This window comes from Gordonia sp. L191 (assembly GCF_030077625.1).
GTDB lineage: Bacteria > Actinomycetota > Actinomycetes > Mycobacteriales > Mycobacteriaceae > Gordonia > Gordonia polyisoprenivorans_A.
The window spans coordinates 1,697,050-1,722,602 of sequence record NZ_CP125996.1 but is presented as its reverse complement, the minus strand read 5'-3'; the positions used below and the strand labels follow the sequence as shown (position 1 = coordinate 1,722,602).

The following is a 25,553-nucleotide window of genomic DNA, read 5'->3' as shown; positions in this document are numbered from 1 at the left end:
CGTCCTCGACCCGCGAGAGCACCGAATCACCGCAGCTGCCGGCGTTCGCCGACAACTGTGGTCGAGGTTACTCGCGAGGACCAACGGTGTCGGACGGGACTCCGCGGGGCGGGAGGCTCCCGGGTCGCCGCGGTGCGGTCCGGGGTGGATTTGGTCGGCGACCGCCGGGCCCGCTATCCTTGCAGGGTTGCCTTGCCGCCAGCGTGGCTCCGGGACATGGCGCGCGCTGTAGTCGCGCCGTTCGGAGCATGTGACGGTGGGCTGACCGAGAACCACACACCACTCACCCCCGAGGAGTTCGTTATGGCTGCCGTCTGTGACGTCTGCGGCAAGGGTCCGGGCTTCGGCAAGTCCGTTTCGCACTCGCACCGCCGCACCAACCGCCGGTGGAATCCGAATATTCAGTCGGTCCGCGTCGAGGTCGCCCCGGGCAACCGCAAGCGCAAGAACGTCTGCACCTCCTGCCTGAAGGCCGGCAAGACCTCCCTGGTCTGACCGACCTCCCCGGGTCGGATGACCTGCGATTGTCGGCGAGCAGACCCGACCCACCGAGCGAACGCTCGGGCCCGGGTCGGGTCTTTTTCGTGGCCCGGCTAAGGTGACGGTCATGACTGCCACCATCGACGCCGCCAGCCCCTCTCCCGTGACCCAGGACGGCGCCGTCTTGACCATCGCCGTCTCCAGCCCCTCTGCCGGCAACCCGCTCGACGACACCGCACTCCACGACGCCACCGCGGCACTCAACGAGATCTCCCGCGGCGAGCGAGAGGTCGGCGCGATCCTCCTCACCGGTCCCGGCGCCAATTTCTGTGCCGGCGGCAACGTCCGCGCCTTCGCCGGCGCCCCGGACCGGCCGGCCTACATCCGCGAGGTCGCCGATACCTTCCATGATTTCGTTCTCGCGCTCACCGGTGCCAACCGCCCCGTCGTCGCGGCCGTGAAGGGCTGGGCCGCGGGTGCCGGCATGAGCATCGTGCTCCACGCCGACATCGCGATCGGCGGTTCGTCGACGGCTCTGCGACCCGCGTACGGCGGAATCGGCCTGACCCCCGACGGCGGCATGTCCTGGACCCTGCCGAGGGCGGTCGGTGCCGCCCGCGCTCGCGAGATCATCCTCACCAACCGCGTGATCCGCGCCGAGGAGGCGCTCGCGATAGGCATCCTGTCCCGGGTCGTCGAGGACGACGCGATCGCCACCGAGGCCGCGGCGGTGGCACACACCCTCGCCTCCGGATCGCGCGCTGCGCTGTCGGCGGCCCGACGCCTGCTCACCGCGTCGGCGACCACGTCGCTGCCGGAACACCTTCTCGCCGAGGCCCGGTCGATCTCCGAGCGCAGTGGTGAGCCCGAGGGGATCGAGGGAGTCGACGCCTTCATCGCCAAGCGGAGCCCCGATTTCGTTGCAGCACGCGGCAACTGACACCGCCGCCGAGTTCGGCCCGGACTTCCGCGACGACCTCGACCGACTGTTCGCCCTGCGCCGTGATGTGCGCCGGTTCCGCGCCGACCCGATCGATGCGGACCTGCTCGAGACGATCCTGCATCGCGCGGAATTGTCTCCGTCGGTGGGTAACTCGCAGCCGTGGCGATTGGTCGAGGTGCAATCACCGCAGCGTCGGGGACAGATCCGGGAGAACTTCGCGCGTTGTAACGCCGACGCGCTCGACGGCTACGACGGCGAACGTGCCCGGCTCTACGCCGGGCTCAAACTCGCCGGGCTCGACGACGCCCCGGTCCACCTCGCGGTGTTCACCGATCATGAACTGCCCCAAGGGCATGGTCTCGGGCGTGCCACGATGCCGGAGACGCTCGACTACTCGACGGTGGCCGCCGTCACCGCGCTGTGGCTCGCCGCGCGGTCACACGGCGTCGGCCTCGGATGGGTCTCGATCCTCGACGCCGCCGCCGCGCACCGCACGCTCGAGGTGCCCGACACCTGGTCACTCACCGCCTATCTGTGCCTCGGATATCCCGAAACCACCACGGACGTCCCCGAACTCGAGCGGGTCGGCTGGCAGGAACGCACCGATCCGGCCGCGCGGCGCTTTTCCCGCTGAGTTGCCGGCGTCGGGACGACGGCCCACACCCCGCCGACAGCGCACCGATTTTCGCCGACAGCGCTCTCCCCGACGCCGACAGCGCTCTCCCCGACTGTGCCGGGCGCCGTCGGCGAAATATAGGGCGCTTTCGGCGAAACGAAGGGCGCTGTCGGCGAGGTCTGGGGCGCTCGGACGCTCAGGACGGCAGGCGCCAGTCGACCGGCTCGCCGCCGAGATCCTCGAGTTCGGCATTGGCGCGGCTGAAGGGCCGTGACCCGAAGAAGCCTCGACTCGCCGACAACGGCGAGGGGTGCGCCGAGACGATGGCCGGGACGTCGGGCATCCACTGCTGCAGGCCCGCTGCGTCACGCCCCCACAAAATGGCCACCAGCGGTTCGTCCCGGTCGACGAGCGCCTTGATCGCGCACTCGGTGACCTTCTCCCACCCCTTTCCGCGGTGTGAGGCCGGTTCTCCGGGCGTCACGGTCAATACGCGGTTGAGCAGCAGGACACCATTGCGTGCCCACGGCGTCAGGTCACCGTTGGCCGGGCGCGGATAGCCGAGGTCCTCGCAGTACTCGGTGTAGATGTTGGCCAGCGACCGTGGAATCGGCGAAACCTCCGGCGCCACCGAGAAACTCAGACCCACCGCATGCCCCGGTGTGGGATAGGGGTCCTGGCCGACGATGAGTACCCGAACATCGTCGAAAGGACTGGTGAAGGCGCGCAACACATTCTGTCCGGCGGGCAGGTAACCACGCCCCGACTCGTTCTCGGCGCGCAGGAACTGCCCCATCTCGGTGATGACGTCGGCCACCGGTTCCAGTGCGTGTGCCCAACCGGGGTCGAGGAGTTCGGCAAGCGGCTTGGGCGCCATGATCAGTCGAGCCTCCGTAGCGATGACCGGTAGTGCTGGGCGTTCTGGAAGTACATCTCGACGTTCATCTCGAGATGTCCGGGCGGCACCTGGTATCCCTCACGCACTTTCGCGGGGATGCCCAGCACCATGCGGTGCGCGGGCACCTCGGCATCGAAGGGGACCACCGCACCGGCTCCAACGATCGCACCCGCTCCGATCGTGGAGCCGTTGAGCACCACCGAACCCGAGGCGATCAGCACATCGTCACCGATGGTCGAGCCCTCGATGTGGGCGTTGTGGCCGACGACGCAGCCCGCACCGATGACGGTGGGATGGATCGGCGTGCAGTGGATGACGGTTCCGTCCTGGATGTTGGTGCGGCGACCGATGGTGATCGTGCCGTAGTCACCGCGCAGCACCGCTCCGGGCCACACCGAGACGCCGTCGGCGAGGGTCACCGCGCCGATGACGGTCGCATCGGGATGGACGTAGACGTCCTCCCCCAGTTCCGGTTCTCGGTCGTCGAGCGCGTAGATCGCCATGGGGGTGATCTAATCACCGCACCGACTCGTCCTCGTCCGCCACCCCGCGAATATGTCCGTGGCGAGCACCGGGCGCCTCACCGATCGAATGCGCGCCACCCGCTGAGCCCGACGATGTCGTCGCCGTCGATCGTGACGCGGGCCGGTCCTTCTCGCACCTCACCGATCTCGGTCCACCCGGGCGGCACCGCGCCGGGTGCGAACGACGCCAGCAGTTCGTGGTCCTCGCCACCGGTCAGCGCCCAGGTCCGCGCGTCGGCACCCAGAAGGGCGGCGACCTGGTCCACCTCCGCACACCTGGGCACCGCATCCCCGGTGACGGCCAGCGACACCCCTGACGAGGTGGCCATGGTGCGGAGTTCTTCGACCAGACCGTCGGAGACGTCGGTCATGGCGTGGGCCCCTGCGCGGGCGGCCCGAACGCCCTGGGACAGATCCGGCGCCGGCAACAGGAATGCCGAGACCACGCTCGCGCGCGGATCGCTGTCGCGCTGCCACCGGCGCATCGGCGCGACGCCGGATCGGGAGGCGACCGCGAGCCCGGCCGCCGCCGATCCCAGCGGACCGCTGACCGCGAGCACATCGCCGGCCCGCGCCCCGGACAACGTCACCGGCGCCAGTCCGTCGAGGGCTCCGACCGAGGTGATGCTCACCACGATCTCGTCGGCCGCCACGAGATCACCGCCGAGCACCCGCGCCCCGAGCCGGTGCGCCGCATCGACGATGCCGGCGTTCAGATCGGCCAGCCAGCCGACCGTGGTGTGCGGCGGACAGGCCAGTGCCACAACCACTCCGGTCGTCCGGCCGCCCATCGCCGCGATGTCGGCAGCACTCTGCACGACGGTGCGCGCACCGATCTGCGCGGCACCGGACCATTCGAGCCGAAAGTGACGCCCCTGCACCGCGGTGTCGGTACTGATGACGGTCGGCCCGACGTCGAAAACGGCCGCGTCGTCGCCCGATCCGATCACGATGTCGCTGCCGGAAGACGATTCGGGACCGTGTGCGACGGCTGTGGTGAACATCGCGATGATCGCCCGCTCCCCCACCTCTCCGAGCGTTCCGGACCTGTCGACCGCCGACCGATCGACCCCGTACCGGTCAGCACCGTGCCCGCCGTCACCGTGCTGATCACCACCGTGGTCGGGCCGACCACCGAGGGGCTCGGTGACCACCTGGACTCCCCTCCGTTGCGGTGCCGACTCGCCACCTCCGGGGTTGTCAGCGACAATGTGTCCCAGCAGTGTAGTGGTTCGGGCCTTGTGAGCCCGGTCGCCGCGGCACCGCCTGCGGGGTCATCAGCCCGATTCCCGCGACGTGGCAGATGTGGAGAGGATGGCCGTGGTTCAGGCTTACATACTGATCCAGACCGAGGTCGGACGAGCGGCTCTGGCCGCGGCGACCATCGCAGAGATCTCGGGGGTCGCCTCGTCAGAAGAGGTCAGCGGACCGTACGACGTGATCGTCCGGGTGGACGCCGCCGATGCCGCACATCTGCGCAACGATGTGGTCCCGCAGATCCAGAAGGTCGACGGAATCACCCGAACCCTCACCTGCCCGGTGGTGACCGCCGCGCACTGACATGGATCGGCCGGGGCCCGACGGATCAGCACGGGCACGACGGATCGGCACGGGCAGGCGCGGGGCGCGAGCCCGGACACCGTTAGGGTGTGGCGTGTGAGTAGCCCGGAAGACGCAGCAGGCGACGAGCCCGACACACCCGGGCCCGACAAACCCGAGCCCACCGAGACGACCACCGGCGAGAAGACCACCGGCGAGCCCGATCACGCCCGATACGAGGACGGCTCGGGCCCACGACTGAGTCCGGCGCTGATCGCCACGCTCGTCACCATCCCGATCATGGTCATCGTCGGATTCATCACGTATGCGGCCCTCAAGTCGTCGGATCAGCCACAGACGCCGGTCGATTCGTATGCGGCGGCCGCCTCCGCCGACGCCGGTCCCTGCGCGCCGCTGATGGCCGCGCTTCCGGAGTCGTTCGAGGGATTCGGCACCAAGCAGGTCAGCGGTGACACCGCGACGTGGAAGGGTTCCGACGGCGGCGACCCGGTGACCGTGCGCTGTGGCGTGGATCGGCCGAGTGAACTCGCCCCGTCGAGCCGACTGCAGACGGTCAACGGTGTGCAGTGGTTCATCACCGACACGATCGAGAATCGCGGGCAGGCCTACGTGTGCGTCGATCACCGACCCTACGTCGCGCTGTGGGTCCCGGTCAGCGGCGGCAACTCCTCGATCACCGACGTGTCGGCGGCCATCGGGCGCGTATTGCCTACCGGGCCTTTGGATTTGGGGTGATCACCGACCCGGTCGCGCCTCAGTCCCGGTAGACCTCCGGCTTGGTAGTGCGGCCGAGCAACGACGCCACCGCGTCGGCGACCGACATCCCCGAGTGGCACACACCGTGGACCGCATCGGTCAGCGGCATCGACACCTCGTGCCGTTCGGCGAGCGCACGCACCGAGGTACACGACTTCACGCCTTCGGCGACCTGTCCGTTGGTGGCGGCCTGCGCCTGTTCCATCGTCGCGCCCTCGCCGAGTCGCGCACCGAAGGTTCGATTGCGCGACAACGGGGATGAGCACGTCGCCACCAGATCACCGATACCGGCCAGACCGGCGAGGGTCTCGATGTGGGCGCCGACGGCGACGCCGAGCCGGATCGTCTCGGCCAGGCCACGGGTGATGATGGTCGCCAGGGTGTTCTGTCCGAACCCGACACCGCTGGCCATCCCGCACGCCAGGGCGATCACGTTCTTCACCGCGCCACCGATCTCGCAGCCGACGACGTCGGTGTTGGTGTACGGACGGAAGTAGCCGGTGTTGAAGGCGCTCTGCAGTGCTTGTGCGCGCTGTTCGTCGCGGCACGCGATCACCGTCGCTGCCGGCTGTCCCTCGGCGATCTCCCGCGCGAGGTTGGGCCCGGTCAGCACCGCGATCCGATCCTCGGGCAGGTCGCCGACCTCGGCGATCACCTCACTCATCCGCATCAACGAATGTGTCTCGATCCCCTTGGCCAGCGACACCAGTGTGGCGTCCGAACCGAGGTGCGGCTTCCACGCGGTCAGGTTGTCGCGCAACGACTGCGACGGCACGGCGCACACGACGATGTCGGCGCCGGGCAACACCTCGTCGAGATCACTGGAGGCCCGGAGTTGCTCGGGCAGGGCGATGCCGGCGAGGTAGTCGGGGTTGGTGTGCTCGGCATTGATGGTCTCGGCGAGCTCGGGCCGCCGGGCCCACAACACGGTGTCGGTTCCCGCATCGACCAGAACCTTCGCCGTTGCCGTCCCCCACGACCCGGCACCCATGACCACCGCGCGCACGTCCACTCCCCTTCACCGTTCGATTGTGGCCTTCACCCTAGCCCGCGGCCGATGCCGATCCACGGCGATTGGGGTGTCCGGTGGGCACGCGGTCGCCACCGACTCCGCCGCGTCGTCCATCATGGGAGCGTGGGAGGCGAGCACAGCAACGATCACGCGCAGACGCCGGCGATTGCCGCCGTTCTGGTCGTCAAGCACCTCCGCGCCGCCAAGACCCGTCTCGCCGCGTCCCGCCTCGCACCGTCCGTGACCCACCGGGCGGCAGCTCCGGCGCCGCCGGCCACCCGGATCGGTGAGCACGGCGAACTGGTGTTGTCGATGCTGCTCGACACCCTGGCGGCGGTGCGATCGGCAGGGCTCGCCCCGATCGTGGTGGTCAGCCCCGACGACGACGTCCTGCGCGCCGTCGATGCCGCCGGGGCGAGAGCATTGCCGGAGATCGCACGGCCCGACTCGTCTCTGAATCACGCCTACGCGCAGGGGACGGAGTGGATTCGAGCGCGTCACCGCGAGGTTCGTCGCGTACTGATGGTGCAGGCCGATCTGCCGGCCGCAGACGCGGCGAGCATCCGTGCGGTCCTCGACGAGTGTGCCGAGGTCCCCTATGCACTGATCACCGACGCCGGCGGTGACGGAACCGCGCTTCTGCTGCGTCCCGCCGACGATGATCGACTGCCGCGCTTCGGAATCGACTCGGCCGCGGCTCATCGCGCCGACGGGGCACTCGAGATCGATCCGGCGCACCGGCGTTGGCCTGATCTGCGCACCGATGTCGACACCGCGGCCGATCTCGAGGCCGCGGTCGCACTGGGCGTGGGAGATCACACGCGCGCCGTTCTCGGTCTCGACGGCCCGATCGCGCGTGTGCGGCGGCGTGGCGAACCCGAGCCCGGCGGTGAGGCTGCGGCTCGCCGGACCGATGCGTCATGATTGAACGGTGAGCCCCGCAGACGACACCTCGACCCAGCCACTCACCGCGATCCCCGGCGCACCGCCGGCCGCCACCCTGGCACCAGACGAATCGGCCGATCTGCCCGAGGACCGCTATCTGAATCGCGAACTCAGTTGGCTCGACTTCAATTCGCGTGTGCTCGCTCTCGCCGAGGACACCTCGTTGCCGTTGCTGGAGCGCGCGAAGTTCCTCGCGATCTTCGCCTCCAACCTCGACGAGTTCTTCATGGTGCGGGTCGCTGGGCTCAAACGCCGCGACGAGACCGGTTTGTCGGTGCGGTCCGCCGACGGCCTCTCGCCCCGGGAGCAGTTGCTGCGCATCGCCGGGCGCACTCAGACCCTGGCCGACCGGCATGCACGCGTGTTCCTCGATTCGGTGCGACCCGACTTGGCGGCCAACGGAATTCACGTGGTGTCGTGGTCGGAGCTCGATGCCGATCAGCAGAAGCGAATGGTGGAGCACTTCCACGAGCAGGTGTTCCCGGTGCTCACCCCGCTCGCCGTCGATCCGGCCCACCCGTTCCCCTACATCTCCGGTCTGTCGCTGAATCTGGCGGTGACGGTGAAGGACACGAACGAGGGCGGTGAGCACTTCGCGCGAGTCAAGGTGCCCGACAACGTCAATCGTTTCGTCCGCGTCGACCAGCTCGCCCCCGGGTCGGCGGTGGCCGACGGCCGCGGCCACCACCCCGCCGTGCTGTTGCCGATGGAGAACCTGATCGCGGCGAATCTGGAACATCTGTTCCCGGAGATGCAGATCGTCGAGCATCACGTCTTCCGGATCACGCGCAACGCCGATTTCGAGGTCGAGGAGGACCGCGACGAGGATCTGTTGCAGGCCCTCGAACGCGAACTCGCCCGTCGTCGTTTCGGTTCACCGGTGCGTCTCGAGGTCGCCGACGACATGAGTGAGCACATGCTCGAGCTGTTGCTGCGCGAACTCGACGTCAATCCGGCCGACGTCATCCAGGCTCCCGGATTGCTCGATCTGTCCTCGTTGTTCGAGATCTACGGGCTCGATCGTCCGCACCTGAAGGATCGTCCGTTCGTTCCCGCAACGCATCCGGCGTTCGGTGAACGCGAGACACCCAAGAGCGTGTTCTCCACGCTGCGCGAAGGCGACGTGCTCGTCCATCATCCCTATGACTCGTTCTCCACCAGCGTTCAGCGGTTCATCGAGCAGGCCGCTGCCGATCCGCACGTGTTGGCGATCAAGCAGACGCTGTACCGCACGTCGGGTGATTCACCGATCGTCAACGCGCTCATCGACGCCGCCGAGGCGGGTAAGCAGGTCGTGGCGCTCGTGGAGATCAAGGCGCGTTTCGACGAACAGGCCAACATCAAGTGGGCGCGCCAACTCGAGCAGGCCGGCGTCCACGTCGTCTATGGTCTGGTCGGCCTGAAGACGCACTGCAAGACCTGTCTGGTGGTGCGTCGTGAGGGTTCGACGATCAAGCGCTACTGCCACATCGGGACCGGCAACTACAACCCGAAGACCGCCCGGCTGTATGAGGACGTCGGGTTGCTCACCGCCGCACCGGATATCGGCGCCGACCTGACCGATTTGTTCAACACGCTGACCGGTTACTCGCGCAAGACCGAGTACCGCAACATCTTGGTCGCCCCGAACGGCATCCGTTCGGGAATCATAGTGCGGATCGATCGGGAGATCCTCGCCCATCACAAGGGCGACGAGCGTGCGCGGATTCGCTTGAAGGCCAACGCGCTCGTCGACGAGCAGGTCATCGACGCACTGTATCGGGCCTCGCAGAGCGGGGTCCCGGTGGAGATCGTGGTGCGCGGGATCTGCGCACTACGACCGGGGATGCCGGGGGTCAGTGACAACATCGTGGTGCGCTCGATCCTGGGGCAGTTCCTGGAGCATTCGCGCATCATGCATTTCGGCGCGCAGGACGAGTACTGGATCGGCAGCGCGGACATGATGCATCGCAACCTCGATCGTCGGATCGAGGTGATGGTGCAGGTGCGCGATGAGCGACTCACCGGTGAGCTCGGCGACATCTTCTCCTCCGCCCTGGATCCGCGAACCCGGTGTTGGGTGCTGCATTCCGACGGCAGCTGGGTGGCTTCCCCCGCCGCGGGTGAAGAGGTGCGCGATCATCAGCGCCAGATGATGCGGCGGAATCGCCGCCGGGACTCGGGCGCATGATCCCGCCGGGACTCGGGCGCATGATCCGGCCGGGACTCGGGCGCGTGATCCGGCCGGGGTGGGTCGACACCGTCCGGTAACCGTGGTCGGTTACGATCGCGCGCGTCCCAAGGGTTCACGGGTGTCGACAAGAGCAGAGGTGTAGACGAGGCGATGTCCAAGTCGGGCAAGTCGGATTCACAGGGGAACGCTCCCGTGAAGACCATTTGGGCGGCCGGTGGTGTGTTGTGGCGCCGATCGAAGGAGACGGTGCAGATCGGGGTGGTGCACCGGCCACGGTATGACGATTGGACGTTGCCCAAGGGCAAGCTCGACGCAGGTGAGACGCTGATCGATGCCGCTGTTCGGGAGATCGACGAGGAGACCGGGCATGTGGTGCGCCTGGGTCGGCTGCTGACGACGGTGTCCTACGATCTGCCGCACGGGCGCAAGCATGTCCGGTACTGGTCGGCGGAGTCGGTGGGTGGGCACTTCGAGGCCAATCATGAGGTCGATGAGCTGGATTGGTTGTCGACGGAGCAGGCGGCGGATCGTCTGAGCTATCGGTTGGATCGTTCCGTGTTGGAGGAGTTCATGCGGCTGCCCGTCGAGCTCACGACGTTGCTGCTGGTGCGGCATGCGCGTGCGGGCAGCCGTTCTCGGTATCGGGGGGAGGATCGGATGCGTCCTCTCGACGCCGTCGGACGTGAGCAGGCGCAGGCGCTGGTGCCCTTGCTGGCGGCGTTCGGGGTGAGCGAACTACACAGTGCGAATCCGGTGCGTTGCGTCGAGACACTTGCTCCCTTCCGAAATCGCCTCGGGGGCACCATCATCGAGGAGCCTGCGTTGTCGGAGGCGGCGTATGCCGACGATCCGGCGCCGGCTCGTGAGCGGATTCGGGAGCTCGCCGAGCCCGGGGACGGGCGGGTGCGCGCGGTCTGCAGCCAGGGCAAGGTGATTCCGCCACTGATGCAGTGGTGGGCCGAGCACGATGGTCTGACGTTGCCGAAGGCACGCAACCGCAAGGGAAGTGTGTGGGTGCTCTCGACACTCGCCGGCGCTCTGGTGGCGGCCGACCACATCGATTCCCCACTCCCGCGGCTGGATCACTGAGCCGAAGGCGACTCGTCATCACTGAGCCGAAGGCGACTCGTCACCTCTGTCGCCGAAGGCGACTCGTCACCAGTGAATCTTCCCCGACTCGTCGATGGCGGGGCCTCACACAGCAACTCACCCCTGACGAGCGAAGGTCGTCAGGGGTGAGTGCGATCGTGGTCGCCCGGGTGTGACCGGGCTGCGAACTCAGCGCCGGGTGGTCTTCTTGGCGGGAGCCTTCTTTGCCGCGGTCTTCTTGGCGGGAGCCTTCTTTGCCGCGGTCTTCTTGGCCGGAGCCTTCTTGGCTGCGGTCTTCTTCGCTGCTGTGGTCTTGGCCGGAGCCTTCTTGGCTGCGGTCTTGGTTGCAGTAGTCTTGGCCGGTGCCTTCTTGGCCGCGGTCTTCTTGGCGGGAGCCTTCTTGGCCGCGGTCTTCTTGGCGGGAGCCTTCTTTGCTGCGGTCTTCTTCGCAGCGGTGGTGGTGCCCGCCCCGCTGCCGCGCTTGACTGCCGGACCGGTCGCCGAGAGCTTCTGCTTGCCGGCGACGACAGCCTTGAACTGTGCACCCGGACGGAACGCCGGAACCGAGGTGGCGCGGACCTTCACGGTCTCACCGGTACGAGGGTTGCGTGCGACGCGCGGTGCGCGACGACGCTTCTCGAAGACACCGAACCCGGTGATGGTGACACTCTCGCCGCGGTTCACCGCGCGGACGATGGTGTCGACGATCAGCTCGACCGCTTCGGTCGCGGTCTTGCGATCAGCGTCGAGCTTCTTGGTCAGCTCATCGATGAGCTCTGCCTTGTTCATTGATATACCTCCGCAAGCTGTTCTGGCCGTATCTGATATAGCCAGCTAACCCCACACGGTAAACGTCCGAGGCGAAAACGTCCATCTTCCACGCCAATCGACGGGACGTGTTGCGAAAATTTCAGGCCGCTAACACGTTCCGTCGATGGCGTTCGGCGCTTGCCGGTGGGTCGAGCGAGGTGGGGGAACTCAGGCCGGCAGGGTCACCGGTTTGAAGGCGGGACGCTCGTTCTCGTACTCGGAAATCGCGCCTACCTGCCGCAATGTCAGGCCGATGTCGTCGAGACCCTCCATCAGACGCCACCGCGTGTAGTCATCAATTGTCAACGGCACCACGAGGTCTGCTGCGGTCACCGTCCGCTCGGGAAGGCTCACAGTCACTTCGAGGCCGGGCTGCTCCTCGAGTCGCTTCCACAGCAGTTCGACGTCGGACTGTTCCACCTGGGCGGCCACGAGGCCCGCTTTGCCCGCGTTGCCCCGGAAGATGTCGGCGAACCGGGAGGAGATGACCACCCGAAAACCGAAGTCCGACAGCGCCCAGACGGCGTGTTCGCGCGAGGACCCGGTCCCGAAGTCCGGTCCGGCGACCAGGACCGACCCCCGATTCCAGGGTTCGGCGTTGAGGATGAAGTCCGGATCGGAGCGCCAGCCGGCGAAGAGTCCGTCCTCGAATCCGGTTCGGGTGACCCGTTTGAGGTAGACGGCAGGGATGATCTGGTCGGTGTCGACGTTGCTGCGGCGCAACGGCACGCCGATTCCGGTGTGCTCGATGAAGGGTTCCATGATGTGACTCCGGTCTGCGGATGGGAGGTGTGGCGGGCGTTCGACGGGAGCGCCCGGGGGGCCAAGACTTCTGGGGCGCTACAGGTCTGCGGGCGAGGACAAGGTGCCGCGCACCGCGGTGGCGGCGGCCACGGCCGGTGACACGAGGTGAGTTCGCCCACCTTTGCCCTGCCTGCCCTCGAAATTGCGGTTGGACGTCGAGGCGCAGCGCTGACCCGGGGCGAGTTGATCGGGGTTCATGCCCAGGCACATCGAGCACCCGGCCTGACGCCACTCGGCGCCTGCGGCAGTGAAGATCTCGCCGAGACCCTCCTCCTCGGCCTGTACACGCACACGCATCGACCCGGGCACGACCAGCATCCGGAGTCCGTCTGCCACCTTGCGGCCCTTGAGGATTTCGGCAACGGCACGCAGATCCTCGATCCGCCCGTTGGTGCACGAGCCGACGAACACGGTGTCGACGGCCACCTCGCGCAACGGGGTACCCGGCGTGAGGTCCATGTATTGCAGCGCCTTGGCCGCTGCGCCGGAGGCGGTTTCGTCGCCCATGTCGGCCGGATCGGGCACCGTCGCCGACAGCGGCGCGCCCTGACCGGGATTGGTTCCCCATGTCACGAACGGGGACAGCGTGGCCGCGTCGATGCGGACCTCGGCGTCGAATTCCGCGCCGGGATCGGTGCGCAACGAATCCCAATAGGCCACCGCCGCATCCCAGTCGGCCCCGGTGGGGGCGTTGGGGCGACCCCGGAGGTACTCGTAGGTCACGGCGTCGGGCGCGATCATCCCGGCGCGGGCGCCGGCCTCGATCGACATGTTGCAGATGGTCATCCGCGCCTCCATCGACAGTTTCTCGATGGCCGGGCCGCGGTATTCGAGGACGTAGCCCTGCCCGCCGCCGGTACCGATCTCGGCGATGACGGCCAGGATGAGGTCCTTGCTGGTGACTCCGGGCGGCAGATCACCGTCGACGGTGATGGCCATGGTCCGGAAGGGGCGCAGGGACAGCGTCTGTGTCGCGAGGACGTGCTCGACCTCGGAGGTGCCGATTCCCATTGCCAGGGCACCGAATGCGCCGTGGGTGGAGGTGTGCGAGTCGCCGCAGACCACCGTCATACCCGGCTGGGTCAGTCCCAGTTGCGGGCCGACGACGTGCACGATGCCCTGCTCGGCATCTCCCATGGGGTGCAGTCGGATACCGAATTCCTCGCAATTGCGACGCAGGGTCTCGACCTGCGTGCGCGACACCGGGTCGGCGATGAGGTCGGTCTTGATCGTCGGGACGTTGTGATCCTCGGTGGCGATCGTCAGGTCGGGCCGGCGCACGGGGCGGCCGGCGAGCCGCAGACCGTCGAAGGCCTGCGGGCTGGTGACCTCGTGGACCAGGTGGAGGTCGATGTAGATCAGGTCGGGTTTCGATGCCCCGTCCCCGCGGACGACGACGTGGTCCTCCCAGACCTTCTCGGCGAGAGTGCGTGGCCCCGTTGGGGTGTTCGGGGTGTCCGCTGCGCTATGTGTCGCGCCCGCAGGGCTGTTCGATCCGGTTGGGTTGTTCGTCATGGCTGCACTCGCATCCGTCTCTCCATGTCGCTGTCGGCGACCGGAATGGGCTGCGGACCACCGACCGACGTGCATCTCAGTATTTGGACAGCTAGTATCGTCCTATGGGAAAGGATAGCGCATCGGAGACCAGCAGCGGAATCGGTGTCCTCGACAAGTCGGTCACCGTCCTGCGCGCCATCGCCGAGACCCCGTGCAATCTCACAGAATTGTGCGAGCGCACCAACCTGCCCCGGGCCACCGCGCACCGACTGGCGGTGGGACTCGAGACGCATCGCCTGCTCGCACGCAATGCCGCCGGCCGCTGGTATCCCGGGCCGGCATTGGGCGAACTTGCCTCCTCGGCACATGATCCGGTCCGCGAGGCCGCACTGATGGTGCTGCCGCGACTGCGGGAGATCACCGGCGAATCGGTCCAGGTGTATCGCCGCGAGGGGTCCGAGCGGGTGTGCATCGCGGCCATGGAACCACCGACCGGCCTGCGCGACACCGTCCCGGTGGGCACCCGGTTCCCGATGACCGCCGGGTCGGCGGCCAAGGTCCTCGCGGCGTGGGCCGACACGAGCACCCAGCGACACCTCTTGGCCGACAGTGCCTTCAGTGACCGCTCGCTACACGACATCCGACGACGCGGGTGGGCACAGAGTGCCGGTGAGCGTGCGGCGGGCGTCGCCAGTGTCTCGGCCCCGGTACGCGATGCCGCGGGCGAAGTCGTTGCCGCGATCTCGGTTTCGGGACCGATCGACCGGATGGGACGCCGACCCGGGGCACGCTGGGCCGCGGATCTGCTCGCCGCCGCCGACGCCATCCACAAGAGGTTGGTGTCGACCCGATAGGACGACTGGGTTAGCGTCGGTCTCGAAGCACAGGCCATCCGCGGACCGGATTCCCTACCGCGGGCGACGAGGAGGAAGTGACCGGGCATGGGCACAAACCAGCGCACCCAGATCGTGATGAGTCCCGACGAAATCGAGGAGTTCATCGCACGCAGCCGAACCGCCACCCTCGCCACGACCGGACCCGACGGCAGCATTCATCTGGTCGCCATGTGGTACGGGATCATCGACGGCGAGATCTGGTTCGAGACGAAGGCCAAGTCGCAGAAGGCCGTCAATCTCCGGCGCAACAACCGGTGCTCAGTTCTCATCGAGGACGGCGACACCTACGACACCCTGCGCGGCGTCGCCATCGAGGGCACCGCGGAGATCCTCGACGACGCCGATTCCTGCCTGCAGGTGGGCATCTCGGTGTGGGAACGCTACACCGCCCCGTACACCGAGGAATCCAAACCCTTCGTCGAGCAGATGATGAACAAACGCGTCGCGGTGCGCATCATCCCGAGCCGGACACGCTCCTGGGATCACCGCAAGCTCGGTCTGCCGCAGACGCCGGTGTCCGGATCGACGGCCGAGTATCTGTAGGCGCCACTTCTCCGGAGTCGACAACATCCCCGGCAACACAAGCAAAAGGCGCCCTCCCCGGGATCACCGGGAAGGGCGCCTTTCTCTGTAGCCCCGACGGGATTCGAACCCGCGCTACCGCCTTGAGAGGGCGGCGTCCTAGGCCGCTAGACGACGGGGCCATAGACCTTGATGGTCGCTGGGGTACCAGGACTCGAACCTAGAATGGCGGTACCAGAAACCGCTGTGTTGCCAATTACACCATACCCCAAGGTTTTCCCTTTTCCTCTCGGAAAAGAACCTGCGATAGATTAGCAGAGCACTACCCCTGGACCACAAATCGGCTGGTCAGAGGCTACTTTGCGGCCAACTCCCGCGCCGCGCGCAGACGCGCGAGGCTCACGTCACGGCCCAGGAGTTCCATCGACTCGAACAGCGGAGGCGAGACCTGTGACCCGGTCACCGCAACCCGCACCGGACCGAACGCCTTGCGTGGTTTGAGGCCCAGATCGTCCACCAGCGCGGCGTTGAGGGCGTCGTGCAGCGCCGACGTCTGCCACGACGACAGCGCCTCGACGGCGGCGATGGTGGCGTCGAGGACAGGCACCGCATCGGGCCCGAGGTTCTTGGCGGCCGCCTTCTCGTCGATGGTGAACTCCGCGTCGGAGACGTAGCAGAACGACATCAACGCCCACGCATCGCCGAGCACCTGAATCCGGGTCTGCACGAGTTCGGCGAGGGCGGTGAAGGTGGCGTCGTCGATCGGCTCCGACAGGTGACCGCGCTCGACGAGGTAGGCCTTGAGCCGCGCGGCGAAGTCGCCGAGTTCGAGCATCCGGATGTGCTCGGCGTTGATCGCGTCGGCCTTCTTCTGATCGAAGCGTGCGGGATTGGAGTTCACGTCACGGACGTCGAACTTGTCGATCATCTGCTCCAGGGTGAACACGTCGGTCTCGTGCGAGTATCCCCAACCGAGCAGCGCGAGGTAGTTGAGCAGACCCTCCGGTAGGAATCCGCGGTCCCGGTGATGGAACAGATTGGACTGCGGATCGCGTTTGGAGAGTTTCTTGTTGCCCTCCCCCATGACGAACGGCAGATGCCCGAACACGGGCACCGCCTCAGCCACGCCGATCCGGATCAGCGCCTCGTACAACGCGATCTGGCGTGGTGTGGAGGAGAACAGGTCCTCCCCGCGCAACACATGGGTGATCCGCATCATCGCGTCGTCGACGGGATTGACGAGGGTGTAGAGCGGATCGCCGTTCGCACGGGTCAGCGCGAAGTCGGGAACAGTACTCGACTTGATCGTCGTGGCGCCGCGGACGAGATCGTCCCAGGAGATGTCACGGTCGGGCATACGAAGGCGGACAACGGGATTGCGGCCCTCGGCGCGATAGGCCGCACGCTGTTCGTCGGTGAGGTCGCGATCGAAGTTGTCGTAACCGAGCTTGGGGTCCCGACCGGCCGCGCGATGGCGTGCCTCGACCTCCTCCGGGGTCGAGAACGCCTCGTAGGCCTCACCCGCCGCCAGTAGACGCTCCACCACGTCGAGGTGGATCCCACGACGCTCCGACTGCCGGTAGGGGCCGTACGGTCCGCCGACCTCGGGCCCCTCGTCCCAGTCGAGTCCGAGCCACCGCAGCGATTCCAGGATCGCCTCGTAGGACTCCTGACTGTCGCGGGCGGCATCGGTGTCCTCGATGCGGAAGACGAACGTGCCGTTGTCGTGTCGCGCCTGCGCGAAGTTGAACAGCGCGGTGCGCACCATCCCGACGTGCGGGGTGCCCGTGGGGGACGGGCAGAATCGGACGCGCACGGCGTCGGTGCCTGCGGGATCGGGGCGGGCGGAATCGGTACTGGCCATGCGGCTCAGCGTATCGAACCGACCACCCGGGGAATCAGTCCCGGTGGCGGTCGCAGAAGTCGACGATGAGCCGGTTCACCTCGGCCGGCTGTTCGAGATAACCGAAGTGCCCGGCCTTGGCCACCTCGGCGTACTCGGCTCCCGGGATCGCCTCGGCCACCTCACGTGCGAGCTTGACCGGCAACGTGCGATCGTCGGCGAATCCGACGACGAGCGCGGGCCGGGTGATCCGCCGGTATGCGTCGAGACGGTTGGCCTCGCGGTGGTGCAGTCCGAGCTGAGCACGCACCCCGGGGGTCACGGTCTGCGGTGAGAACCCGATGATGTCGAGCCAGTCCTGTGCGGCCCGATCGTCGTCGAGGGTGTGCGGCGACAGGTTGAGGTGTGCGGTGATGGCGGCCTCGTACTCCGGGGGCAAGGTGATCTTCTGGTCGTAAAGCGCGCGCTCGCCGGCCGAGATCGCCTCCTGCAGCGGCGTGCTGCGGCCGTAGGTGGCCAACATCACCGCGCCGCGGACGAGGTCGGGCCGCGCCAGGGTGAGTTCCTGGGTGATGCGGGCACCCAGCGAGGTGCCCACGACGAAAGCCGGTCCGCCGAGATGCTCGATGAGTCCGGCGGTGTCGGCCACCATGTCCTCGAGCGTGAACCCGGCGGCGCACTCCGAGGACGGGGCGATGCCACGGTTGTCGAACAGGGCGACACGATAGCCGGCCTTGCGCAGGGCCGGTTCCTGATTGGCCTTCCACACCCGGCCCGGACTGCCGGTGCCCATCACCATCACGACGAGGGGCCCGTCGCCGGCCACCTCGTAGGACAGGTCTATCCCGTTGATCCGAGCGGTGCTCACCGGTGCCGTCACGGCTTGTCCACCACCGGATTGCTCAGCGTGCCCAGACCTTCGACGGACACCGAAACCCGTTGCCCGGCAACCATCGGACCCACCCCTTCCGGGGTTCCGGTGAGGATCACGTCACCGGGCAGCAGCGTCATCACCCGGGAGATCCACTCGACGATGGCGCCGATGTCGTGCAGCATCAACGAGGTTCGGCTGCGCTGGCGCACCTCTCCGTCGAGTTCGGTGCGGATCTCGGCATCCGAGGGATCGAAGGCGGTGTCGATCCACGGTCCCAGCGGGCAGAAGGTGTCATAGCCCTTGCCGCGTGTCCACTGCCCGTCGGCCTGTTGCTGATCGCGGGCGGTCACGTCGTTGGCGACGGTGTACCCCAGGATGACCCCGGCCGCCTCGGAGGCCTTGACGTCCTTGCAGGGACGACCGATCACCGCGGCGAGTTCACCTTCGAAATCGACACGGTCCGAGGACGGCGGCCGCACGATGGGGACCTCCGGCCCGATGATCGAGGTGTTCGGTTTGAGGAAGATCACCGGATTCTCGGGAGCCGAGCCGCCCATCTCGGCCGCATGCGCGGCGTAGTTCTTGCCGATGCAGATGACCTTCGTCGCCAGGATCGGCGCGAGCAGTCGCACATCGGCCAGCGGCCAACTCCGGCCGGTGAAGGTCGGGGTGCCGAAGGGATGCTCGGCGATCTCCTTGGCGACGACACCGTCACCGGAATCCTCGAGCGAGACAAAGGCGACACCATCGGGACTGGCGATTCGACCAAGACGCATGGCCCGAGGGTATCGCACCGCCGTTGTCCACACTTCGGGACGTCGATTGGCCTCGTGCCGATCGTCGGTTCTAGAATATGGGAGCCACTTCCCAAATAATGAGACAGCCGGAGCGGCATGTGAGAGCTTCGAGGAGGCGACATGAATTCCCCCGACACCATCGGCACCACCCGCAGGTGGACGATGCTCGCGTGCTCGCTGATCGCCGCGATGACCACGACCTGCGTGGTGTCCGGCGTCGCCTATCTGATCCCCGCCCTGCACGCCGAGGGCATGAGCGTGTCGCGGGCGTCGGTGCTCGCCGCAGTCCCCACGGTCGGATTGATGCTGGCCATCATCGGTTGGGGCAGCCTGCTCGATCGGCACGGCGAACGCGTGATCCTGACGATCTCGCTGTCACTGACCTTGGTGGCGGCGATCGCGACGGCAGTGGCGGCATGGCAATCGGCCCCATTCACCGTGTTGGCGGCGCTGCTGTTCCTCGGCGGTCTGAGTTCCGGTGCTGCCAACGGCGCCAGCGGCCGGATCGTGGTCGGCTGGTTCCCCGCGGCCCAGCGCGGCACGGCCATGGGCGTCCGGCAGATGGCCCAACCCCTGGGAATCGCGGTGTGCGCGTTGAGCATGCCCGCGATCGCCCAACACCTCGGCATCGCCGCAGCGCTGGTGGTCCCGGTCGTGGTGACCGCACTCGGCCTGCTCGCGTGTGTGCTGGGCATCGTCGATCCGCCGTCGGCTCCCACGACCGCTGCCGCACCAGCACGAAACCCATACCGCGACAGCTGGTTCCTGGCACGGGTGCACGCGGTCAGCGTGCTGTTGGTGATCCCGCAGTCGATGCTGTGGACCTTCGTGCCGACCTGGCTCATCGTGGCCCGCCACTGGTCCCCGGCCACGGCCGGTGTTCTCGTGACGATCACCCAGACCCTCGGCGCGCTGGGGCGCATCGCGGCCGGGCGATGGTCGGACGCCTGGTTGTCCCGGATGCGGCCGATCCGGCTGATCGCCGTGGTCGCCGGCGTCGCGATGGGCGTTCTGGCACTGACCGATTGGGCCGACAGTCCGGTGTGTGTGGTCGTCATGATGGTGGCCTCGATCGTCTCCGTCGCCGACAACGGCCTGGCCTTCACCGCGATCGCCGAATTCGCCGGGCCGCGCTGGAGCGGACGCGGTCTCGGCATCCAGAACACCGCACAGTATCTGGCCACCGCCGCCACCACCCCACTGTTCGGCGCGCTCATCACCGCGGTCGGCTTCCCACTGGCCTTCGCCGCGAGTGCGGTGGCACCGATGATCGCGGCGCCATTGGTTCCGCGCGACCGGCTCCCGCAACCGGAACCGGTGTCGGTCGAGACACCGGAATGAGCTCGAGTCAGCCCGGCAGACGTTGGGCGAGCACCGCATTGATCAGGCCGGCAGCCGTCGCGGCATCGTCGACGACGACGAAGTCGCGACGGCCGTCGACGCGTGTCACCAGCACCGCCTCACCCGAGCGCACCACGAATCCCCACGCGCCCTTGGCCTCTCCGCGGACGGCCAGACGGCGGCCGTAACCACCGGTGTCGCGCAGGGCGTGCACCGTGATGACCTCGGCGCGGACGATATCGGCCATGGCGATCTCCTGGCGAGGCCACGGCAGCGCACCGCGCACCGTCACCGCGGTGCGATCGATCCGCACCCGCACTGTCCCCATCAGGACGGCGCCGACGATGATCACCGCGGGAACCACCAGCAGCCACCACAACCCGGTCAGCGCGGTGATGACGACCAGCACCACCGCGGTGGCGGCGTAGAAGGCGTCTGCCACCACCGAATTCCCCACCGAGCGTTGCCAATAGAAGCGTTCCCCGGAAGCGAGGTCTTCGGCGGGCACCGCACCCACCGGCCCGCCGACCGCGGTGGCCCACTGCGGGACGAGAACCCAACTGCCCGCCGCGACCACCGCCGCGATCCCGAGGGTCATCAGGATCGGCACCACCGGCGTGGCAACGTCGTGCACGTCGGCCACTCCCCGCTGCCCGGCCGCCACGGCCGGTATCAACCCGGCGATCACCACCACGAGAAAGTTGATCAGCACCACACTCGCCCGCACCTGCCGGGGATGCGACATCGCGAGGGACGCCACGGTGCTCACCACGCCGGCGAGTACACACACGACCACCACCGTCACGATCGCCCCGGCGACACTGCTCGTGCCGTCGACTCCCCCGGTACCCCAATGCGATGCCATCGGATCAGGAAGCTCGCCACGCCACGCCGCCAGCAACGACACCGCGACGCCCAGCATCACGACCGGCGGGACCACGCCCACCAGCACACAACGAAACCGTTGTCCCCGAGTGGGTTTCGACATCGTCGCACTCATGACATCCTCCTGGTGATCTCTGCCGACAATTCCGTGGGCCCCAGCCCCCACCGCTGCGCCACCCCGACGAGCCGGTCGAGGGCCTCACCGATCTCGGCCTGTTCCGGCGCGCGGTCGGACACCACCGCACCCCGCCCGCGACGCAGTTCGACGAGCCCGTCATCCCGCAGGATCTGATATCCCCGCAACACCGTGTGGACGTTCACGTCCAACGAGGCGGCGAGTTCACGCGCGGCAGGCAGCCGTTCGCCGGCGCCGATGTCACCGCGGACGATGGCACCGCGGACCGACGCCGCGATCTGGGCGAAGATCGGCGAGCGATCGGTGGGATCGACTCGAATGAACACACCCTGATTGTATAGTTCTATTGAAACTAGAACAAGTGGCCGCCGACGGGGGCACACGCGATCCCCCTGCCGAGACGCTCTCGCGTCGGCCACAGATGACGGTGGCCCGGTCCCGGGGTGGGGTCTCCTCGACCACACACCACCGAGCCGGGCCACCGGACAGTGCAGAATGCGTTGCGCTACAAACGCTCTCGAATGCGCTTGCCGATCTCCGAGGTCGACAACTCCTGGCCGTCGCGGTCGAGCAGATCGTCGGCGACGGCTTGTTCGACGCGTCGAGCGCCCTCGGCGTCACCGAGGTGATCGAGAAGCAGTGCCACCGACAGGATCGCGGCCGTGGGGTCCGCCTTGCCCTGACCGGCAATGTCGGGGGCGCTACCGTGTACCGGTTCGAACATCGACGGATTGGTCCGCGTGGCATCGATGTTGCCCGACGCGGCAAGCCCGATCCCACCGGAGACAGCCGCCGCGATGTCGGTGATGATGTCGCCGAACAGGTTGTCGGTGACGATCACGTCAAACCGTCCGGGGTCGGTGACCAGGTAGATGGTCGCGGCGTCGACGTGGCAGTAGTCGGTGGTGACATCGGGGTACTCGGCACCGATCTCGGCGACCGCCCGACTCCACAACGATCCGGCGAAGGTCAGCACGTTGGTCTTGTGGACCAACGTCAGGTGATTGCGCCTGCGGCTCGCCCGCTCGAAGGCATCCCGGACGACGCGCTCGACGCCGAAGCGGGTGTTGACGCTGACCTCGGTGGCGACCTCGTGCGGGGTCCCCACGCGGATCGAGCCACCGTTGCCGGTGTAGGGGCCCTCGGTGCCCTCACGGACGACGACGAAATCGATGTCGGGGTCGCCGGCGAGCGGCGAGCTCACTCCGGGCAGCCGGCGCGAGGGCCGCAGGTTCACATGGTGATCGAGTGCGAAACGCATGGAGAGCAGCAGTCCGCGTTCGAGAACCCCCGACGGCACCGACGGGTCACCGATCGCGCCGAGCAGGATCGCGTCGTGCTCACGCAACGAATCCAGATCGGCCTCGGTCAGCAATTCACCGTTGCGGTGATAGCGACGGGCACCGAGGTCGTACTCGGTGGTCTCGACGTCGGGGGTCACCACCCGCAACACCTCGAGTGCCTCGGCGATGACCTCGGGGCCGATTCCGTCCCCGGCGATGACGGCGAGCTTCATGACAGATCCACCTGTTCGATCAGAGTTGCGCCGACTGCGGACTCGATGGCCTCGACCACCGAGTCGTCGACCTCGCGGCTGACCCGCAAGATCATCGTGGCACCGGCACCCGCGGCGTCCTGGGAGAGCGCCGCGGCGAGGATGTCGATGCCCGCGTCACCGAGCAGCGTACCGATCTTGCCCAGCGAGCCCGGCTGATCGGTGTAGCTCACCAGCAGGTTCAGGCCCTCGGCGCGCATGTCGAAGTTGCGTCCGTTGATGTTGACGATCTTCTCCACCTGCCGCGGCTCCGACAGCGAACCGGCCACATTATGGACCGACCCATCGGCGAAGACCGCCTTGACGTCGACCACGCTGCGGTGGTTGGGGCTCTCGGTGGCAGTGGTCACCTCGCTGGTGACACCGCGCTCCTGCGCCACCTTCGGGGCGTTGACGAAGGTGATCGGCTCGGTCAGTGCGGCCTCGAACAGGCCGCGCAGCGCCGACAACCCCAGCACATCGACATTGCTCGCGGCGAGTTCGCCGCGGACGTCGACGACCAGTGACGTCGGCAAATCGGAGCTGATCGCCCCGACGAGCACACCGAGCTTGCGCGCCATCTCCAGCCACGGGGCGACCTCCTCATCGACCGAGCCGCCGACGATGTTGACCGCGTCCGGGACGAAGTGCCCGGCCAGGGCCAGCCGCACACTCTTGGCGACATCGGTGCCCGCACGGTCCTGGGCCTCGCTGGTCGAGGCACCCAGATGCGGGGTCACCACGACCTGCGGCAGTTCGAACAGCGGCGAGTCGGTGCACGGTTCGGTGGCGAAGACGTCGAGGCCGGCGGCCCGGACCTGTCCGGAGACGACCGCGTCGGCCAGCGCCTGCTCATCGATGAGACCACCACGTGCGGCATTGACGATGACCACGCCCTTCTTGGTGCGGGCCAGTTGGTCGGCGCCGATGAGGCCGAGGGTCTCGGGCGTCTTGGGCAGGTGCACCGTGATGAAGTCGGCGCGCTCGAGAAGCTCGTCGAGCGAGACCAATTCGATGCCGAGCTGGGCGGCGCGTGCCGGCGAGACGTAGGGGTCGTAGGCGATCACGTGGGTTTCGAAGGCGGCCAGTCGAGCCGCGACGAGCTGGCCGATCCGGCCGAGTCCGACCACGCCGACGGTCTTGTCGAAGATCTCGACGCCGTTGAACGACGAACGCTTCCAGGTGTGTTCACGCAGGGTCGCGTCGGCGGCCGGGATCTGCCGGGCCGCCGAGAGCATCAGCGAGATCGCGTGCTCGGCGGCGGTGTGGATGTTGGAGGTGGGCGCGTTGACCACCATCACGCCGCGCTCGGTGGCGGCCGGCACGTCGACATTGTCGAGGCCGACGCCCGCGCGCGCGATGATCTTCAGTTTCTTGCCCGCTTCGAGGACCTCGGCGTCGACGGTGGTGGCCGAACGCACCAGGATCGCGTCGGCGTCGACGACGGCTTCGAGCAGTTTCGGGCGATCGGGTCCGTCCACCCAGCGCACCTCGACCCCGTCGCCGAGGGCTTCCACGGTCGAGGGGGCCAGTTTGTCGGCGATGAGAACGACCGGCAGGCCAGCTGAGGTCACAGTTTTTCTCCAGAATCGGTGGCGAGATCGGGCTCGATGCCGTAACGGCATCCGCAAGTCAGCTTAGAGACCTCCACTTGTGCAGCGAACAGCCGGGCATCGAGGCGGCCGGGATACACAGGGTCGGCGTGTACATTGTGAGCGGCATTACGGAAGTGTTGCGATGCGGCGGCAGAGTGTCTCCGAACCGCGGCACCCATCGAATCCGCCGGTACGGTGGCGCTTCGGGTGATGTGTCAACAATCGATTCGGCGGTCGACGAGCCGCACCGGTCGGGTAGCAGAGTGGAGTGTGGATGAAGAAGAAGCTGACAGTACTGTTGGCTGTCCTGGCAGCGACGGTACTCGCCGGCTGGGGGGCTCCCGGCGCCGCACAGGCGGCACCGGCGAAGATCTTCCTCGGCGGTGGATCAGGAATTCTGATCCTGCAGGGCGGTGACTCCGCGAAGGCGTGCACCCTGACCACCATCGGTCATGCGAAGACCGGTCAACTGATCGGCATCACCGCAGGACACTGCGGCCAGCCCGGGCAGCAGGTCCTCTCCGAGACGTTCCAGGATCGCGGTCAGGCCGGCGTGGTGACCTATTCGGACCCGAAGGACGACGTCGCCATCATCGAGTTCGACCCGTCGCGGGTCGTACCGCTGCGTACCGTGCGGTCGGTGACGATCCGCGGGATCGACACCCGCCCGATCGGCTTCCCGACCGTGGCGTGCAAGGAAGGCCGCACCACCGGCAGCACCTGCGGTGTCGCATGGTTCTCCGACGGCGACGTGCACTTCTCCCAGATGTGCGTCATCGAGGGTGATTCCGGCAGCCCGGTGGTCGTCGGCGACAAACTCGTCGGCATGGTCAACGCCTACTACTTCCTCGGGTGCCTCGGCCCCGAGACCGGCACCAACATCGGGCCGATCCTCAACTACGTGAATCACACCAAGTACAAGGGCTTCTCGGTCTACTGACCCTGAACTCGCTGCATCGAGTGCGCCCCCTCCCCACCTCGGGAGGGGGCGCACTCGTCTGTGTGGGGCCGGGCGTGCGGGCA

26 protein-coding genes and 2 tRNA genes are annotated in these 25,553 nt (G+C 67.5%); 12 read left to right on the top strand and 16 right to left on the bottom strand.

Annotated elements, in window-relative coordinates; all coding sequences use genetic code 11:
- Positions 1-303: 303 nt before the first annotated feature.
- From rpmB to bluB, 3 genes are all read left to right on the top strand, one after another.
- The gene (rpmB, locus tag QNM97_RS07730) at positions 304-495 is read left to right on the top strand and encodes a 50S ribosomal protein L28 (RefSeq protein WP_006370596.1); all 192 of its coding nucleotides are present in this window, start codon (positions 304-306) and stop codon (positions 493-495) included.
- Positions 496-607: 112 nt separating this feature from the next.
- A complete protein-coding gene (locus QNM97_RS07725) occupies positions 608-1,420 on the top strand; it encodes an enoyl-CoA hydratase/isomerase family protein (RefSeq protein WP_283822251.1) in 813 nt (270 codons plus the stop codon).
- Positions 1,401-2,057, top strand: coding sequence for a 5,6-dimethylbenzimidazole synthase (gene bluB, locus QNM97_RS07720; protein WP_283822250.1), 657 nt, complete (start codon positions 1,401-1,403; stop codon positions 2,055-2,057). Before QNM97_RS07725 ends, bluB begins: the two co-directional genes overlap by 20 nt.
- 178 nt (positions 2,058-2,235) lie before the next feature.
- Here the strand turns inward: bluB and QNM97_RS07715 are convergent, their stop codons facing one another.
- The 3 genes from QNM97_RS07715 to QNM97_RS07705 form a co-directional block, all read right to left on the bottom strand.
- Positions 2,236-2,916 (bottom strand): uracil-DNA glycosylase, encoded by a 681-nt coding sequence (locus QNM97_RS07715; protein WP_006370593.1) that lies wholly within the window; start codon positions 2,914-2,916, stop codon positions 2,236-2,238.
- Positions 2,917-2,918: 2 nt separating this feature from the next.
- Entirely contained in the window at positions 2,919-3,440 is a 522-nt protein-coding gene (locus QNM97_RS07710) for a gamma carbonic anhydrase family protein (RefSeq protein ID WP_208791771.1), read from the bottom strand.
- A 77-nt stretch (positions 3,441-3,517) separates the two neighbouring features.
- Complete coding sequence (locus QNM97_RS07705; protein WP_283822249.1) at positions 3,518-4,615, bottom strand: thiamine-phosphate kinase; 1,098 nt, start codon at positions 4,613-4,615, stop codon at positions 3,518-3,520.
- Between the two features lie 160 nt (positions 4,616-4,775).
- On the opposite strand from QNM97_RS07705, the gene QNM97_RS07700 reads away from it, so the two are divergent.
- Together QNM97_RS07700 and QNM97_RS07695 are read left to right on the top strand one after the other, a co-directional pair.
- Complete coding sequence (locus QNM97_RS07700) at positions 4,776-5,021, top strand: Lrp/AsnC ligand binding domain-containing protein (protein WP_283822248.1); 246 nt, start codon at positions 4,776-4,778, stop codon at positions 5,019-5,021.
- Between the two features lie 96 nt (positions 5,022-5,117).
- The gene (locus tag QNM97_RS07695) at positions 5,118-5,756 is read left to right on the top strand and encodes a DUF3515 domain-containing protein (RefSeq protein ID WP_283822247.1); all 639 of its coding nucleotides are present in this window, start codon (positions 5,118-5,120) and stop codon (positions 5,754-5,756) included.
- Positions 5,757-5,775: 19 nt separating this feature from the next.
- Here QNM97_RS07695 and QNM97_RS07690 read toward each other — a convergent pair whose 3' ends face one another.
- Positions 5,776-6,783, bottom strand: coding sequence for an NAD(P)H-dependent glycerol-3-phosphate dehydrogenase (locus QNM97_RS07690; protein WP_283822246.1), 1,008 nt, complete (start codon positions 6,781-6,783; stop codon positions 5,776-5,778).
- A 129-nt stretch (positions 6,784-6,912) separates the two neighbouring features.
- On the opposite strand from QNM97_RS07690, the gene cofC reads away from it, so the two are divergent.
- From cofC to QNM97_RS07675, 3 genes are all read left to right on the top strand, one after another.
- Positions 6,913-7,713: a 2-phospho-L-lactate guanylyltransferase gene (gene cofC / locus QNM97_RS07685; protein ID WP_283822245.1), complete on the top strand. Its 801-nt coding sequence runs from the start codon at positions 6,913-6,915 to the stop codon at positions 7,711-7,713.
- A 7-nt stretch (positions 7,714-7,720) separates the two neighbouring features.
- Positions 7,721-9,904 (top strand): RNA degradosome polyphosphate kinase, encoded by a 2,184-nt coding sequence (locus QNM97_RS07680; protein ID WP_283822244.1) that lies wholly within the window; start codon positions 7,721-7,723, stop codon positions 9,902-9,904.
- Positions 9,905-10,057: 153 nt separating this feature from the next.
- Positions 10,058-10,996, top strand: a complete 939-nt coding sequence (locus QNM97_RS07675; protein ID WP_283822243.1) for an NUDIX hydrolase — start codon at positions 10,058-10,060, stop codon at positions 10,994-10,996.
- A 189-nt stretch (positions 10,997-11,185) separates the two neighbouring features.
- Here QNM97_RS07675 and QNM97_RS07670 read toward each other — a convergent pair whose 3' ends face one another.
- The 3 genes from QNM97_RS07670 to leuC form a co-directional block, all read right to left on the bottom strand.
- Positions 11,186-11,785 (bottom strand): HU family DNA-binding protein, encoded by a 600-nt coding sequence (locus tag QNM97_RS07670; RefSeq protein ID WP_006371035.1) that lies wholly within the window; start codon positions 11,783-11,785, stop codon positions 11,186-11,188.
- A gap of 189 nt (positions 11,786-11,974) precedes the next feature.
- A complete protein-coding gene (gene leuD, locus QNM97_RS07665) occupies positions 11,975-12,568 on the bottom strand; it encodes a 3-isopropylmalate dehydratase small subunit (RefSeq protein ID WP_283822242.1) in 594 nt (197 codons plus the stop codon).
- A 78-nt stretch (positions 12,569-12,646) separates the two neighbouring features.
- Positions 12,647-14,125, bottom strand: a complete 1,479-nt coding sequence (gene leuC / locus QNM97_RS07660; protein WP_283822241.1) for a 3-isopropylmalate dehydratase large subunit — start codon at positions 14,123-14,125, stop codon at positions 12,647-12,649.
- Positions 14,126-14,229: 104 nt separating this feature from the next.
- On the opposite strand from leuC, the gene QNM97_RS07655 reads away from it, so the two are divergent.
- The gene (locus QNM97_RS07655) at positions 14,230-14,961 is read left to right on the top strand and encodes an IclR family transcriptional regulator (protein ID WP_283822240.1); all 732 of its coding nucleotides are present in this window, start codon (positions 14,230-14,232) and stop codon (positions 14,959-14,961) included.
- An 87-nt stretch (positions 14,962-15,048) separates the two neighbouring features.
- Complete coding sequence (locus QNM97_RS07650) at positions 15,049-15,546, top strand: PPOX class F420-dependent oxidoreductase (protein ID WP_283822239.1); 498 nt, start codon at positions 15,049-15,051, stop codon at positions 15,544-15,546.
- A gap of 88 nt (positions 15,547-15,634) precedes the next feature.
- Here QNM97_RS07650 and QNM97_RS07645 read toward each other — a convergent pair.
- The 5 genes from QNM97_RS07645 to QNM97_RS07625 form a co-directional block, all read right to left on the bottom strand.
- Positions 15,635-15,707: transfer RNA gene (locus tag QNM97_RS07645), tRNA-Glu, on the bottom strand.
- A gap of 17 nt (positions 15,708-15,724) precedes the next feature.
- A tRNA-Gln gene (locus QNM97_RS07640) sits at positions 15,725-15,796 on the bottom strand.
- An 84-nt stretch (positions 15,797-15,880) separates the two neighbouring features.
- The gene (gltX, locus tag QNM97_RS07635) at positions 15,881-17,389 is read right to left on the bottom strand and encodes a glutamate--tRNA ligase (protein WP_283822238.1); all 1,509 of its coding nucleotides are present in this window, start codon (positions 17,387-17,389) and stop codon (positions 15,881-15,883) included.
- A gap of 34 nt (positions 17,390-17,423) precedes the next feature.
- A complete protein-coding gene (locus QNM97_RS07630; RefSeq protein ID WP_283822237.1) occupies positions 17,424-18,248 on the bottom strand; it encodes an alpha/beta fold hydrolase in 825 nt (274 codons plus the stop codon).
- Complete coding sequence (locus QNM97_RS07625) at positions 18,245-19,018, bottom strand: fumarylacetoacetate hydrolase family protein (protein ID WP_123928621.1); 774 nt, start codon at positions 19,016-19,018, stop codon at positions 18,245-18,247. The genes QNM97_RS07630 and QNM97_RS07625 overlap by 4 nt, the downstream gene beginning before the upstream one ends.
- A gap of 141 nt (positions 19,019-19,159) precedes the next feature.
- Between QNM97_RS07625 and QNM97_RS07620 the strand changes: the two genes are divergently transcribed.
- Complete coding sequence (locus QNM97_RS07620) at positions 19,160-20,380, top strand: MFS transporter (protein WP_283822236.1); 1,221 nt, start codon at positions 19,160-19,162, stop codon at positions 20,378-20,380.
- 7 nt (positions 20,381-20,387) lie between these two features.
- On the opposite strand, the gene QNM97_RS07615 is transcribed toward QNM97_RS07620, so the two are convergent.
- The 4 genes from QNM97_RS07615 to serA form a co-directional block, all read right to left on the bottom strand.
- Complete coding sequence (locus tag QNM97_RS07615) at positions 20,388-21,380, bottom strand: hypothetical protein (protein ID WP_283822235.1); 993 nt, start codon at positions 21,378-21,380, stop codon at positions 20,388-20,390.
- The gene (locus QNM97_RS07610; RefSeq protein WP_123928630.1) at positions 21,377-21,727 is read right to left on the bottom strand and encodes a GntR family transcriptional regulator; all 351 of its coding nucleotides are present in this window, start codon (positions 21,725-21,727) and stop codon (positions 21,377-21,379) included. Before QNM97_RS07610 ends, QNM97_RS07615 begins: the two co-directional genes overlap by 4 nt.
- A gap of 179 nt (positions 21,728-21,906) precedes the next feature.
- Complete coding sequence (locus QNM97_RS07605; RefSeq protein ID WP_079930274.1) at positions 21,907-22,917, bottom strand: 3-isopropylmalate dehydrogenase; 1,011 nt, start codon at positions 22,915-22,917, stop codon at positions 21,907-21,909.
- A complete protein-coding gene (gene serA / locus QNM97_RS07600) occupies positions 22,914-24,509 on the bottom strand; it encodes a phosphoglycerate dehydrogenase (RefSeq protein WP_283822234.1) in 1,596 nt (531 codons plus the stop codon). The genes QNM97_RS07605 and serA overlap by 4 nt, the downstream gene beginning before the upstream one ends.
- A gap of 295 nt (positions 24,510-24,804) precedes the next feature.
- Between serA and QNM97_RS07595 the strand changes: the two genes are divergently transcribed.
- Positions 24,805-25,470, top strand: a complete 666-nt coding sequence (locus QNM97_RS07595) for a chymotrypsin family serine protease (RefSeq protein WP_006371022.1) — start codon at positions 24,805-24,807, stop codon at positions 25,468-25,470.
- The last annotated feature ends 83 nt before the right edge of the window (positions 25,471-25,553 follow it).